Origin of the sequence: Amycolatopsis umgeniensis, assembly GCF_014205155.1 — a bacterium.
Taxonomy (GTDB): Bacteria; Actinomycetota; Actinomycetes; order Mycobacteriales; family Pseudonocardiaceae; genus Amycolatopsis; species Amycolatopsis umgeniensis.
Genome location: NZ_JACHMX010000001.1, coordinates 6,458,901 through 6,471,347, shown reverse-complemented (window position 1 = coordinate 6,471,347; position 12,447 = coordinate 6,458,901). Strand labels below are relative to the sequence as shown.

The window sequence follows — 12,447 nt, the reverse complement described above, 5'->3', positions numbered from 1 at the left end:
ATGCCGAGGGGCCCGTCGCCGGTGGGGGTGGCGGGCTTCTCGGGTCAGGCGTGGGCGCGGTGGAGGGTGTTGCGCCGGGCTCGTTGTAGCGGGTCCAGATACTGAGGCGGAATGAACTCCGGTAACCCGTCGGCTGCCATGCGGACTTGCCAGTCGCCGTGGTGAATCAGGCGGTGGTGGAACCCGCAGAGCAACACCAGGTTCCGGAGATCCGTGGGCCCGCCGTCTGCCCAGTGATCAATATGGTGGGCGTGGCAGTTCCTGGGCCGTCGATGGCAGCCGGGGAAGGCGCAGCCTCTGTCGCGGATGTTGAGGGCTCGGCGTTGCGCGGGGGTGACGAACCGCTTCAACCGCCCCACATCCAACGGCTCACCCGCCGCGTTCATCACGATCGGCAACATCAGGCAATCGCACGCGGCCATCCGCGCCTCGCGGGCGGTCATCTTTCCGACAAAGTCCACACACGCGGTGCCGAGCCCAGTTTTCAACTCCTCGAGCCCGATGGTCACGTGGATCAGGGTGCGGTAGCCGTTGGTTCCGGGCTGATCGGGACACGCGACCGCCAAGTCCAGGAGTTCAGCCCACGCGTCGCCCTGGCGTTCAGCTTTGGTGCGTATATCGGCTTGGCCGCACTCATCGGCCGGGCGTGGTGCTGCGTAGGCCTCGAGGGCGGCGGTGCGGGCACCGAGTTCGTCGTCGAGGAGGCCGTTCAGCTTCCAGAACCCGTCCTTGCGCCGTTCCAGGGTGACTTCACGACAGGGTTGTTTGGGTTCGGGGTCTTTGGGTTCGTTGCCGTCGGGGTCGAGCCAGGCGAGCAGGTTGTCCCCGAGCTTCGACACCTGCCGGGGCCCGGCGTCGCGGGCCAGATCGGCGAGGGTCTTCTCCGCGCACTCCCGATCCTCGACCGAGGTGCCCGGCGGGATCTTGGCCAGGATCTCCAGGATCTGCTTGATCCGTTCACTTCCGATAGCGCCCTCGGCGGCAGCCGCACCGGTCGCGGGAGCGACCGCCGGAACCTCCGAGCCGTCCAACGAACGCGTCGGGTTCAGCGCGATCGCCTGACTCACGATCGGACCGGCCTCACCCCGCGACAACCCGGCCACATCAGCGAACCACGCCGCCGTGGAACCGTAGCCGTAGAGGTCTTTCGCGCCCCGGGACTCGACCTCCGCCAGATACCGCCCCAGACCGGCGGAGGCGATCCGCATCAGCTGCAGGAACTGCAGCACGCCATGAGCAAGCTCCAGCTTGCCAGCACGCCACAACTCCTGCGGCAACTCGGGGAGAAAGGTCTCGGACACCCCACAACAATACCGCATTCTGTCGAACAGGTGTTCGTAATTTTAAGCAACAACACAACCGGCACATTCACCACCGCCGGGTGAATCCGTCAAATGACGCTGCTACTTGGCGTGAGATCAAACGTCAGCCTGGCGCTTGTTCGGCGATCTCGTCGCTGGGCAGGTCGAGGACGGGGAACCGGAGCCGCCCCAGGTGAGCCCTGGTTCGGGCACGAGACATGTGATTACCCGACGCCTTCATCCAGGGCAGTGAGCAGAAGCTCCCCGTCGCCGATCCAGTCGCGTCCCGGTCGGAATTTTAAGCAACAACACAACCGCCACAGTCACCACCGCCGGGCGAATCCGTCAAAATGATGCTGTTACTTGGTGTGAGATCAAACGTCAGCCTGGCACTTGTTCGACGATCTCGTCGCTGGGCAGGTCGAGGACGGGGAACCGGAGCCGCCCCAGGTGAGCCCTGATTCGGGCACGAGACATGTGATTACCCGACGCCATCATCCAGAACAGTGAGCAGAAGCTCCCCGTCGCCGATCCAGTCGCGTCCCGGTCGGAATTTTAGGCAACAACGCAACCGGAACATTCACCACTGACGGGTGAATCCGTCAGAACGGTGCTACTACCCGACGTGAGATAGCCGCAGTTAGTCGACTAGCTGCGGCGTAACACCTCACGCAGGACTGACGAGTTCATCCCGCAAGTTCCACCACAAAGCGGGAGAGCACCATGTACATCCCACCCGAACCATCCGCATACCCGGCGAAACCTCGACGCTGGCCGTGGTTTCTCGGTACTGCCATCGCCGTCGCCGCACTCTCGACCACCTTGGTCCTCGTACTGCTCGGCAACGAACGCGACGGAAATCCCAAGCCCGTGAGCGCCGCGAAATCGACCTCGTCACCCTGCAAGAGCCCGGATCTGAAACCGCCTTGCCAAGGCGTCAACGGCTGGGTTCTGGCCGATGGTTCCTACGAAAGCACCACACGCACGACCCCACCCGCTTACGTGGCACCGACGACGACCAGCCCGCCACCACTGACCCCCGCCGATTTCACCCTGGAACCGAAGACCTACTCCAAACAATGTTTCGGTTCGGCCGGATGCGTCGTGGTCGTCGAACCCGCCGTGAGCTACAAAGGCACCGCGGACGCCATGCTGAGCCACGGAACGTGCTCGATGACCTACGACATCACCGGGGACAAGTCCGGCACGATCACCGACACGCTCAGCTTCGTCGGAACGAGCGTGACCATGCACCGCTCCGTCCTTTCGACGTCGTCTTCGAAGACCAAGGTGGCCATCAAGATCGTCAGCGTTTCCTGTCCCTGACCGAGCCCCACCCTCACGGAAAGGTCAGCACGACCTTCCCGCGCCCGTGTCCGGTCTCGATCTCCCGATGCGCCGCCGCGGCCTCGCTGAACGGGTACGTCCGCCGCACCAGGAACCGCAGCTCCCCCTTGGCGTACAACGACGCCAGCATGCCCAACCGCTCCGCCGACCGCGTTCCGGTGACCACCCTCGCCCCCGCCTCGGGCGCGCGGGCGTGGTCGACCAGGGTGAGCACGCGGTCCGGATTCCCGACCAGCTCCAGCGAAAGGTCGAACGCGACACCGCCGGCCCCGTCCAGCGCGGCATGGATACCGGACGGCGCGAGGGCACGCACGCGATCGGCGAGACCGTCGCCGTAGACCAGCGGTTCGGCGCCGAGGGAACGGACGTACTCCTGGTTCGCCTCGCTCGCCGTGCCGATGACCCGCGCGCCGCGCAGCGCGGCGAGCTGGACGGCGGCCGTGCCCACCGCACCCGCCGCGCCATGGACCAGCAGCGTCTCGCCGCGGGCGACCCGCAGGGAGTCCAGCGCCAGGTACGCCGTCTGCGTCCCGGCCGTGAAACCGCCCGCGACCTCCCAGGGCATCTCCGGCGGCTTCGGCGTGACGTTCTCCGCGGGCACCACGATGTACTCGGCGTACGCCTGTACGGCGGTGAAGCCGAGCACCTCGGCCCCCGCGACGAGGCCGGTAACCCCGGAACCGACCTCGTCGACGACCCCGGCGAACTCGTTCCCCGGGACACGCGGCCAACGCAGCTCGAGCCCCGTGGGTTCCCAGCCCGCCCGAACGGCCGCGTCGTACGGCTGCACCCCCGCCGCCTTCACCCGCACCCGGACCTCTCCCGCCCCGGCGTGCGGCTCCTCCAGCTCCAGCACCCGGAGCACTTCCGGGCCACCGGCTTCCGTGAACGCGGCCGCTTTCATCTTGTTCCTCCAGTTCGTTCCCCTGCTGTCGGAACCCAGCCTCATCTCTCCACTTAACTGGAGGTCAAGAGTTGTCGGTGTGACGTTCTAAGCTTCGGGAGTGACGAGCTACCGCATCTCCAGGGCAAGCGCTTCCGACGCCGTCAGGATCACGGCACTGGTGCACGAATCCGCCGCCTACCAAGGGGAGTACGCGTCGATACTCGAGGATTACCGGGTCACCGAGGACTACCTCGCCACCCATCCCGCGTTCGTCGCCCACGCGCAGCGTGACGTGGTGGGCTTCTACAGCCTGATCGAGTACCCGGCCGAGCTGGATCTGCTGTTCGTCGCCGATTCCGCCCAGGGCACCGGCATCGGCGCGTGGCTGGTCGAGCATATGCTCGGGCAGGCCGCGGACCTCGGCATGACCGAAATCCGGGTCGTCTCCCACCCGCCCGCGGCCGGGTTCTACGAGCGGATGGGCGCGCGTCGCGTCGGTGTCATCCCGCCCAGCCCGCCGAAGGTCACTTGGGAGCGTCCGGAGCTGGTCTTCGACGTCAAGCGTCCACCGCGCGGCTGAACCGGCCGATCAGTTTGCGCAGATGCCCGGCGAACTCCGGCGAGTCGACGACGTCGAAGTCGGTGTCGAGCATGCCCAGGTAGAGCGCCAGGTAGTCGAGCGTGTCCGCACCGGCCTTGAGCAGGCAGGTCCGCTCGTCGATGGCTTCGACCACGACGGCGGGCGGCACCTTGGCCGCGACTCCGGCCGCCGCGGCGTGCACCCGGATCGTCACGTGGTGCCGCCACAGTGCCGCGCCCACGCCGCGCTGCAGATAGGCGATCACGCCGCCTTCGGGTGGTTCACGCTGGTCGAACCGTCGCCCGTGGGGAGTACGCGGCCGCACCCGATCCGCGCGAAAGGTCCGCCAGTCCTGCCTGTCGACGTCCCAGCCGACGAGGTACCACCGGCGGCTCATGTGCACCACCCGGTGCGGCTCGACCTGTCGCCGCGTCTCGGATCCGTCGTGCCCCACGTAATCGAACCGCAGGGTCTCGCGGTCACGGCAGGCGTTGGCGATGACCGTGAGCACTTCGGCTTCGACGGTGGGGCCGCCGCCCCGCACGGCGAGCGTCGCGGAATTCAGCGCCTCGACACGGCGCCGCAGCCGCGAGGGCAGCACCTGCTCCAGTTTCGCCAGCGCGCGGACCGACGTCTCCTCGATCCCCGCGATCGTCCCGCCCGCGGCCGTGCGCAGGCCCATCGCCACCGCGACGGCCTCCTCGTCGTCGAGCAGCAACGGCGGCATGGCCGCGCCGGCTCCCAAGGTGTAGCCGCCCGAGACGCCCGGCGTGGCATCGACCGGATAGCCGAGACCGCGCAGCCGCTCGACGTCGTTGCGGATGGTCCTGGTCGTGACGTCGAGCCGGTCCGCCAGTTCCGGGCCTGTCCACACACGTTTCGCCTGCAGCAGCGACAGGAGCCGCAGCAGTCTCGCCGAAGTTTCCGCCATGGATTCCACCTTGTCCGCAATCGCGGAACGATCCTTTCCGCAATTGCTTCTAGCGTAGCTCTCATGAACGAAATCAAGCCCTTCCGCATCGCCATCGACCAGACCGAGCTGGACGACCTCAAGGACCGCCTGAGCCGGACCCGCTGGCCGCGCGAGGTCACCGGAGACTGGAGCCGAGGCGTCCCCGTCTCCTATCTCAAGGGGCTGGCCGAGTACTGGGCCGGCGGCTTCGACTGGCGGGCCCAGGAAGCGAAGCTCAACGAGATCCCGCAGTTCACCACCGAGATCGACGGCCAGACCGTGCACTTCCTGCACGTCCGCGCCGCCGACCCGGACGCGCTGCCGGTGCTCCTCACGCACGGCTGGCCGAGCTCGCCCTTCGAATTCCGCGAGCTCATCGACTCGCTGGGCGGCGAGTTCCACCTCGTCATCCCGTCGCTGCCCGGCTACGGTTTCTCGATCTCAGAAGGGCCAGGCTGGGGCAACCTGTTCCGCGTCGCCCAGGCGTGGACCACGCTGATGGACCGCCTCGGCTACGAGCGCTTCGGTGTCCATGGCACCGACGCGGGTGCCGGGGTCGCGAGCATCCTCGGGGTGATCGCCCCGCATCGCGTGGTCGGCGTGCACCTGACCGGCACCGGCGCCGCCATGCCGCTCGGCCCCGCACTGGACCTCGACGGGCTGTCCGGCGAGGACCGTGACCGGGCCGAACAGTTCAACCAGAGACAGCTCGACGGGATCGGCTACCTTCACCTTCAGTCGACCAGGCCGCAGACGCTGGCGTATTCACTGAACGACTCTCCAGTCGGCCAGCTCGCGTGGATCGTGGAGAAGTTCGCCGAATGGACCGACCCCGCCAAGAAGCTGCCGGAGGACGCCGTCGACCTGGATCACCTGCTGGCGTCGGTGAGCCTGTTCTGGTTCACCGGCGCGGGCGCGTCCTCGGCGCACGCGATGTACGAAGGCATGCAGATCTATCGGCAGATGTCACAGGGCGGCTGGGACAGTGACGGCGAAACACCCGCCGGCCCGCCGCTCGGCATCGCCGTCTTCGCCGGGGACACCACGATCCGAAGCCTCCAAGACGGCCCGGTGGAACACTGGACCGAACACGACACCGGCGGCCACTTCCCGGCGATGGAGGTCCCCGACCTGCTCGCCGAAGACCTCCGCACCTACTTTGGCAAACTCCGCTGATGACGACGCAGATCCTGAGCCCGCGAGCGCTCAACCGCGCGACCCTGGCCCGGCAGCTCCTGCTGGAGCGTTCCGGCCTCCCCGCCGTCAGCGCGATCGAGCGGCTGGCGGGCCTCCAAGCGCAAGCGCCCGACGCGTCCTACGTCGGCCTCTGGTCGCGGTTGCGAGACTTCGAAGCGGACGAGCTGGCGAGACCGATGGCCGCTCGAGAGGTCGTCCGGTCGACGCTGATGCGGGGCACAGTGCACCTGGTGACGGCCGAAGACGGTCTCGCGCTGTGGCCGACCATCAAACCCGTGGTCGAACGAGGTTTCCTCGGTCATTACTCGAAGGAGGTCGCCGGTCTCGATCTCGTCGCGATCACCGAGGCGGGGCGGGCGCTGCTGGAAGAGCGGCCCCGCACGCGCGCCGAGATCCGGACCGCGCTGGCGGACCGGTGGCCCGACGCGGACCAGCCCACCCTCGCCTACGCGGTCAACAGCCTTCTCCCCCTCGCGCACGTGACGCCGCGGGGACTGTGGGGTCAGCAGGGGCCGGTCGCGTTCTCCCTGCTCGACGAGTGGGTCGGCAAACCGATCGCGGACGGCATCTCCCTCGACGATCTGGTGCTGCGCTACCTCACCGCGTTCGGCCCGGCGACCGTCCGGGACGCGCAGGTCTGGTCGGGACTCACCAAGCTCAAGGAGGTCTTCGAACGGCTCCGCCCACGGCTGCTCACCTTCACCGACACCGAAGGGAAGGAACTGTTCGATCTCCCCGACGCGCCGCGGCCCGATCCGGAAACCCCGGCACCGCCTCGGTTCCTGCCTGAGTACGACAACGTCCTGCTCTCCCATGCCAACCGTGCCCGTGTGATCCCGGATGGCCGCCGAGTGCCGTTGCCGCCGGGTTCCGGGGGCCGCAAGGGCACGCTGCTCGTCGACGGCGAATTCCTGGCCATTTGGGCGATCGGAGGGGCGACCCTGACGATCGAATCCCGGAAGCCCCTGCGCGATCAGGAATCGATCGCCGAAGAGGGCACCCGGCTGCTGGAATTCGTAGTGCCGGAACAGAGCCACGACGTACGTTTCGGCATCGGCGGATAACAGTCCGGCCTTTTGCCGTAACGATGGGCGCCGTTCGGGCGAAGCAAGGCCGCAAGAAGCCTGAAGGGAGCGGGCAATGAGCAGGAACTACGGATTCTTGACGGTGCTGGCGGGGCTGGGCGCGCTGGCGGTCATCGCGGTGGCGGCGGTCATGCGGTACCCGAACACTTCGGACGTCACGGCGGTGATCACCGCGGCGGGGACGGTGATCGGCACGGTGGTGGGCGCCTTCTTCGGGGTGAACGCGGCTTCGGCGGGGCGGGTGAAGGCCGAGGAAAGCCGGGATCAGGCGACGGCGGCACTGGTCAAGGTGGCCGCCAAGGCGGATGAGGACAGCGCCGTCGCGAAGGCGGCGATGGAAGGCGTGCGCTGAGCGTCCTCTGTGGACGCTCAGTCGAGCGCGTCGAGCAGGGCGAGATCCGGCGGGACGAGGGTGGTGGAGAGCACCAGCTCCCGCAACAGGTTGTCGTTCAACGCGTTTCCGACCGGTTCGCCGACCTCCTCGCGCCGCAAGCCGTAAACGCCGCCGGCGGACAACCGCGCCCGCACGTCGATGACGACGTGCTCGACGCGGCGGCTGGTCCACGTCTCGTCGGGGCGGAGTTCGGCGAGCATCTCGGCCGTGTGCTGACGGGACAGCGGCTGCGGGTTGAGGTCGTGCAGAAGGTAGCGCTGACCGAAGACGACCAGGACCAGCCGTTCCTCCGCGCTGAGGCGCCAGCGGCGGGGCGGGACGGTGACGTCACCGTGCCGGGTGGCTGGCTGGCCGCCGTCGGGACCCGCGACGTACAACTCGAGCAGGTGCTCCCGCCTGCCCGAGCCACGGACGAACAGCGGCGTGTAGCCATCCGACAGGGGGATCGGGTCCTCGCCCTGGGACAGCCAGCGCGAGTTCGGCAGCCGGATGGGCAACTGGCCGGTGTTGCTGACCCACCAGTGCCCGCCGGTGAAGTTCAAGATCCCGTGCCTGCGGCTGACCTGCAGATCGTTCTCCCCCACACAGACGTCGACCTGCGGCCGGTTGCGCCCGAAGGAGATCTCGCCGCCCTCGTCCGGGTCGACGGACACGCCACCCGCGAGCGTCAGGGCGAACACCGCACCGGGAGCCGACTGGGGCACGCCGAGCGCCAGGCTTTCGTGCGTCGTGGTGAGCCGCTTCATTCGTGCCTACCTCCTGTCCCCGGCAGTATGCGAGACGCCGCCGGGGAGGGGTCCCCGCGCCGTCGCTTTACGTTCAGCATATGTCTACTCAGCGTGTGGCCGGCTTCCTGCTCGTGTCCGCCGCGGCCCTGGCCGGTTGCGGATCGGACACCCCGCCCGCCTCGCCACCGCCCACCTCGTCGCCCGCCCCGGTGTCCTCTCCCGCCACCGTGTCCTCGTCGTCGCCCGCCCCTGTTTCGTCGTCGGGTGTCGCCCACCCGGATGGCCCCCTGGTAGCGGCGCAGGGCACCGACCTCAAGTCCTGCCGGGACGGCGACTGCGAAGTCATCGTGAAGCCGAAAGACAAAATCGCCTTCGAAGCCCGGCTACGCGTCACCTACTTCGCTGTCGACGCCGTGACGGCCGACGGTGTCACGATCTCGGCCGCCCTCACAAGCGGGGCACGCGCGTCGTTCAGTGGCCGCAGCGGCTCCTCGAACGGGATCGCGTACACGGTGACCGCGGTCAAGGACGGCAAGGCGGTCCTGAAACTCACGCCGGCGACCTGATGTCGCGTTCGTCCGTACTGTGGAGAGCATGATTGACTTCTCCAAGGACACCGTCTTCAAGCTCACGCCGTGCAAGCCGAAGGACATCGCGCCGACGGTGCAGCCGATCATCATCCCCGGGGAACAGATCATCTCGTCATTCAAGGCGGTGCGCGACTTCGTGGTGTTCACGAACAAGCGGCTGATCGCGGTGAACGTCCAGGGCATGACGGGCAAGAAGAAGGACTTCACTTCCTTGCCCTACAACAGGATCCAGGCCTTCTCGATCGAAACCGCGGGCACATTCGATCTGGACGCCGAGCTGGACCTTTGGTTCAGCGGACTGGGGAACGTGCGGCTGGAGTTCCGGGGGTCGGACATCCGGGCGATCGGCCAACTGATCGCGACCCACACGCTCTAAGTTCCGGTGCGTTGGTCGGCTACTTGCGTCAGGTTGGCTGCGGGAGGGCGTTGGGTCCGGTGGGTCGTGAGTGGCGATTCGGGTTTTGCCACTCACGACCCACCGGCGCTGACCTGCGTTGCTTTGGGCTGGCCGAGGTGTTGCGAAAGCCACTTTCGCAACGTTGAAGGTTGCGAAAGTGGCTTTCGCAACACTGCCGCTCAGCGTCGAGGCGACCGGGCGCCTACCTGTTGACCCAGGGCTCCCAAGCTCTTCGACCTCGACATGATCGCTCTGGCGGCCTGGAGACGGCCTAGCGGTCGACCGGAAGCGGATATGTCGGAGTGGCTGAGGTTCCACCAGGCCCACGCACGCATGTACCTCGAAGTGTCCGAAGTGGACCGATGGCGCCACCACGAACTCAAGTACTGGGTGGGATACGAAGAGCGCAAGGCCCAGGAGATAGCCGCACGGATGCGGTCGACTACAGCCTGACCGCACGGGGGTCGTGAGTGGCGATTCAGGTTAGGGCCAAGCGTGTCTTGAGTACCACGGCCAGGCGGTTTCGCGTGATCAGACGGACGACACACGTGACTGGGTGGACGACACGCGGTGGAACTCGGCCGTCGCCGGATGGCGTCCGTCTGGTCACGCGAGTCGTCCATCTGATCACAGGTGTCGTCCACCCAGGCACGCGAAAGTACCGGCTGGGTCGGGTGGGTCGTGAGTAGCAAGTCGCATTAGAAACACGACTCACCACTCACGACCAACTGGACCGAGCGCTTACATGTTGATCATGTGTCCCGCGAGACCGTGTACGGCTTCCTTCACCGCTTCCCCCAAAGTCGGGTGAGCGTGCACGTTTCGCGAGATTTCGTGCACCGTCAGGTCCCACTGCTGCGCCAAGGTCAGCTCCGGCAGCAGTTCGGTCACCTCGGGCCCGATCAGGTGCGCCCCCAAAAGCTCACCATGCGCAGCGTCGCTCAGGATCTTCACGAAACCGACGGCTTCGCCGAGGCCGTGCGCCTTTCCGTTGGCGCTGAAGGGGAACTTCGCCACCTGGACGTCGAAGCCCTTTTCGCGGGCCTGTTCTTCGGTCCAGCCGAAGCTGGCGATCTGGGGCTGGCAGTAGGTGGCGCGCGGGATCATCACGAAGTCGAGTTCCATGGTCTCGGCGCCCGCGATGGTCTCGGCGGCGACGACGCCCATGGACTCGGACGCGTGCGCGAGCATCAGTTTCGCGGTGACGTCGCCGATCGCGAAGATGTGCGGGACGTTGGTGCGGCCGCGCGAGTCGATGGCGATGGCGCCGCGGTCGGTCAGTTCGACGCCGGTCTTGTCCAGGCCGTATCCCTCGGTCCGGGGCTGGAAACCGATGGCCTGCAACACCTTGTCCGCTTCGAGGACGCGGGACTCGCCGTTCTTCGACACGGTCACCAGCACACGCTCGCCGGTGTCGTCGATCGTTTCGACCTTGGTGGAGGTCAGCACCTCGATGCCGAGCTTCCGGTAGCGGCGCGCGAGTTCGGCGGAGACCTCGGCGTCCTCGAGCGGGACCATCCGGTCGAGGTACTCGACGATGGTCACCTTCACACCGTAGTTGTGCAGCACGTAGGCGAATTCGACGCCGATCGCGCCCGCGCCGGCGATGACGATGCTCTCCGGCAGTTCGTTTTCCATGATCTGCTGTTCGTAGGTGACCACGCGGTCGCTGCGCGTGGTGCCCGGCAGCAGGCGCGCGGTGGCGCCGGTGGCGATCACGCAGTGGTCGAAGGTGACCCGTTCGCCGTTGACCTCGATGGTGTTGGCGTCGAGGAAGGTGCCGTGCCCGTCGTACTCGGTGATCTTGTTCTTCTTCATCAGGAAGTGCATGCCCTTGACGCGACCGTCCGCGACCTTGCGGCTGCGGTCGAAGGCGGCTTGGTAGTCGAAGGTGACCTTCCCTTCGACCTGGATCCCGAACGACTTCGCCTCTTTGGTCACGATGTGCGCGAGTTCGGCGTTGCGCAGCAGTGCCTTCGACGGGATACAGCCGACGTTGAGGCAGACCCCGCCCCAGTATTTCTCCTCCACGACCGCCGCGCTCAGCCCCAGTTGCGACGCCCGGATCGCCGCCACGTAACCGCCGACCCCGGCGCCCAGAACAACGACGTCATAGTGTGCGCTCATACCTCGAAACCTACCCCTCACCGGGACGGTCCGAAGGGTGAGAATGCCTACTCGGGACGGGAGCCCCGGATCTCGACCAGCAGCTCGGTCACCGCGGTCATGATCCGCTTCGTCGCCTCCTCCAGCACCTCGCGCGACGGCGAGGGCGTCATGAGGTCGGAGAGGTCCACCGGCGGACCCGCGATCAGGTTCACCGTCTTGCGGGGGAAGCCGCGCGGGAGCACCGCGTCCGACGGCAGCAGGTGGTGCGTGCCCCAGTTCGCCAGCGGGATCACCGGGACGCCGGTCTCCAGCGCGATCCGCGCGATCCCGGTCTTGCCGCGCATGGGCCACCCGTCCGGGTGATCCGTGAAGGTCGCCTCCGGGAAGATGACGACGCATTCGCCCTCACGCACGGCGCTGACGGCGTCTCGGTACGCGCCCGACGCCGTGGGCGCCCCGCGGTACACCGGGATGTGCCTGCCCGAGCGCATCACCGAGCCGACCACCGGCGCGTCCCACAGGCTCGCCTTCGCCAGGTAGCGCGGCACGCGCCCGTGCGCGAGGCAGTACGCCGTGACGGTAGTCGGGTCGGCGAACGAGAGGTGGTTCGACGCGACCAGGAAGCCGCCCGACGCGGGCAGGTGTTCCCCGCCGCGCACCCGGAACCGGGTGAACAGCACCAGGAACGGCCACACGACATTGATCGCGAGGCTGAACCAGAACCCCCGGCCGGCGCGGGCGAAACGCCGGCCGAAGGCGATCATCTGGCGGAACGTCAGCAAGTCACCCGAATCGGAGCTCAGTGCGGTCCAGCGTTCACGAGGTCTCAGCGCCATGGACGTAATTCGTAGCCGAACCCGCCCCGGTTCGGCTGAAACCAG

14 protein-coding genes are annotated in these 12,447 nt (G+C 67.3%); 8 read left to right on the top strand and 6 right to left on the bottom strand.

Annotated elements, in window-relative coordinates; translation table 11 throughout:
• Positions 1 to 44: 44 nt before the first annotated feature.
• Positions 45 to 1,301 carry an HNH endonuclease signature motif containing protein gene (locus HDA45_RS30270; protein ID WP_343072190.1) on the bottom strand — a complete coding sequence of 419 codons (1,257 nt, stop codon included), beginning with the start codon at positions 1,299 to 1,301 and terminating at the stop codon, positions 45 to 47.
• A 723-nt stretch (positions 1,302 to 2,024) separates the two neighbouring features.
• Between HDA45_RS30270 and HDA45_RS30265 the strand changes: the two genes are divergently transcribed.
• Positions 2,025 to 2,627 carry a hypothetical protein gene (locus HDA45_RS30265; protein WP_184901038.1) on the top strand — a complete coding sequence of 201 codons (603 nt, stop codon included), beginning with the start codon at positions 2,025 to 2,027 and terminating at the stop codon, positions 2,625 to 2,627.
• A gap of 13 nt (positions 2,628 to 2,640) precedes the next feature.
• On the opposite strand, the gene HDA45_RS30260 is transcribed toward HDA45_RS30265, so the two are convergent.
• Positions 2,641 to 3,552 (bottom strand): NADP-dependent oxidoreductase, encoded by a 912-nt coding sequence (locus HDA45_RS30260; protein ID WP_184901036.1) that lies wholly within the window; start codon positions 3,550 to 3,552, stop codon positions 2,641 to 2,643.
• Positions 3,553 to 3,652: 100 nt separating this feature from the next.
• Between HDA45_RS30260 and HDA45_RS30255 the strand changes: the two genes are divergently transcribed.
• Positions 3,653 to 4,114: a GNAT family N-acetyltransferase gene (locus tag HDA45_RS30255; RefSeq protein ID WP_184901034.1), complete on the top strand. Its 462-nt coding sequence runs from the start codon at positions 3,653 to 3,655 to the stop codon at positions 4,112 to 4,114.
• Here the strand turns inward: HDA45_RS30255 and HDA45_RS30250 are convergent.
• Positions 4,092 to 5,045 carry a helix-turn-helix transcriptional regulator gene (locus tag HDA45_RS30250; RefSeq protein WP_184901032.1) on the bottom strand — a complete coding sequence of 318 codons (954 nt, stop codon included), beginning with the start codon at positions 5,043 to 5,045 and terminating at the stop codon, positions 4,092 to 4,094. The two genes, HDA45_RS30255 and HDA45_RS30250, sit on opposite strands and share 23 nt — an antisense overlap.
• A gap of 63 nt (positions 5,046 to 5,108) precedes the next feature.
• On the opposite strand from HDA45_RS30250, the gene HDA45_RS30245 reads away from it, so the two are divergent.
• From HDA45_RS30245 to HDA45_RS30235, 3 genes are all read left to right on the top strand, one after another.
• On the top strand, positions 5,109 to 6,242 hold the full coding sequence (locus HDA45_RS30245; protein ID WP_184901030.1) for an epoxide hydrolase family protein: 1,134 nt from the start codon (positions 5,109 to 5,111) through the stop codon (positions 6,240 to 6,242).
• The gene (locus HDA45_RS30240) at positions 6,242 to 7,327 is read left to right on the top strand and encodes a winged helix DNA-binding domain-containing protein (RefSeq protein WP_184901028.1); all 1,086 of its coding nucleotides are present in this window, start codon (positions 6,242 to 6,244) and stop codon (positions 7,325 to 7,327) included. Before HDA45_RS30245 ends, HDA45_RS30240 begins: the two co-directional genes overlap by 1 nt.
• A 76-nt stretch (positions 7,328 to 7,403) precedes the next feature.
• Positions 7,404 to 7,700 (top strand): hypothetical protein, encoded by a 297-nt coding sequence (locus tag HDA45_RS30235; RefSeq protein WP_184901026.1) that lies wholly within the window; start codon positions 7,404 to 7,406, stop codon positions 7,698 to 7,700.
• 17 nt (positions 7,701 to 7,717) lie between these two features.
• Here HDA45_RS30235 and HDA45_RS30230 read toward each other — a convergent pair whose 3' ends face one another.
• Positions 7,718 to 8,488 carry an FHA domain-containing protein gene (locus tag HDA45_RS30230; protein ID WP_184901024.1) on the bottom strand — a complete coding sequence of 257 codons (771 nt, stop codon included), beginning with the start codon at positions 8,486 to 8,488 and terminating at the stop codon, positions 7,718 to 7,720.
• Positions 8,489 to 8,568: 80 nt separating this feature from the next.
• Here HDA45_RS30230 and HDA45_RS30225 point away from each other — a divergent pair, with 80 nt between their 5' ends.
• The 3 genes from HDA45_RS30225 (at position 8,569) to HDA45_RS42870 (ending at position 9,910) form a co-directional block, all read left to right on the top strand.
• A complete protein-coding gene (locus HDA45_RS30225; protein WP_184901022.1) occupies positions 8,569 to 9,036 on the top strand; it encodes a hypothetical protein in 468 nt (155 codons plus the stop codon).
• 28 nt (positions 9,037 to 9,064) lie between these two features.
• Complete coding sequence (locus HDA45_RS30220) at positions 9,065 to 9,436, top strand: PH domain-containing protein (RefSeq protein ID WP_125787591.1); 372 nt, start codon at positions 9,065 to 9,067, stop codon at positions 9,434 to 9,436.
• A gap of 264 nt (positions 9,437 to 9,700) precedes the next feature.
• Positions 9,701 to 9,910, top strand: coding sequence for an AMED_5909 family protein (locus HDA45_RS42870; RefSeq protein ID WP_281400805.1), 210 nt, complete (start codon positions 9,701 to 9,703; stop codon positions 9,908 to 9,910).
• 288 nt (positions 9,911 to 10,198) lie between these two features.
• On the opposite strand, the gene lpdA is transcribed toward HDA45_RS42870, so the two are convergent.
• Together lpdA and HDA45_RS30210 are read right to left on the bottom strand one after the other, a co-directional pair.
• The gene (gene lpdA / locus HDA45_RS30215) at positions 10,199 to 11,584 is read right to left on the bottom strand and encodes a dihydrolipoyl dehydrogenase (protein ID WP_184901020.1); all 1,386 of its coding nucleotides are present in this window, start codon (positions 11,582 to 11,584) and stop codon (positions 10,199 to 10,201) included.
• Positions 11,585 to 11,631: 47 nt separating this feature from the next.
• Positions 11,632 to 12,402, bottom strand: coding sequence for a lysophospholipid acyltransferase family protein (locus HDA45_RS30210; protein WP_184901017.1), 771 nt, complete (start codon positions 12,400 to 12,402; stop codon positions 11,632 to 11,634).
• Between the last annotated feature and the right edge of the window lie 45 nt (positions 12,403 to 12,447).

Coding starts and splice junctions, on each gene's coding strand:
- lpdA (WP_184901020.1), bottom strand. CDS start 11,584: ATGAGCGCACACTATGACGTCGTTGTTCTGGGCGCCGGGGTCGGCGGT.
- HDA45_RS30240 (WP_184901028.1), top strand. CDS start 6,242: ATGACGACGCAGATCCTGAGCCCGCGAGCGCTCAACCGCGCGACCCTG.
- HDA45_RS30230 (WP_184901024.1), bottom strand. CDS start 8,488: ATGAAGCGGCTCACCACGACGCACGAAAGCCTGGCGCTCGGCGTGCCC.
- HDA45_RS30220 (WP_125787591.1), top strand. CDS start 9,065: ATGATTGACTTCTCCAAGGACACCGTCTTCAAGCTCACGCCGTGCAAG.
- HDA45_RS30245 (WP_184901030.1), top strand. CDS start 5,109: ATGAACGAAATCAAGCCCTTCCGCATCGCCATCGACCAGACCGAGCTG.
- HDA45_RS30260 (WP_184901036.1), bottom strand. CDS start 3,552: ATGAAAGCGGCCGCGTTCACGGAAGCCGGTGGCCCGGAAGTGCTCCGG.
- HDA45_RS30235 (WP_184901026.1), top strand. CDS start 7,404: ATGAGCAGGAACTACGGATTCTTGACGGTGCTGGCGGGGCTGGGCGCG.
- HDA45_RS30250 (WP_184901032.1), bottom strand. CDS start 5,045: ATGGCGGAAACTTCGGCGAGACTGCTGCGGCTCCTGTCGCTGCTGCAG.
- HDA45_RS30225 (WP_184901022.1), top strand. CDS start 8,569: ATGTCTACTCAGCGTGTGGCCGGCTTCCTGCTCGTGTCCGCCGCGGCC.
- HDA45_RS30265 (WP_184901038.1), top strand. CDS start 2,025: ATGTACATCCCACCCGAACCATCCGCATACCCGGCGAAACCTCGACGC.
- HDA45_RS42870 (WP_281400805.1), top strand. CDS start 9,701: ATGATCGCTCTGGCGGCCTGGAGACGGCCTAGCGGTCGACCGGAAGCG.
- HDA45_RS30210 (WP_184901017.1), bottom strand. CDS start 12,402: ATGGCGCTGAGACCTCGTGAACGCTGGACCGCACTGAGCTCCGATTCG.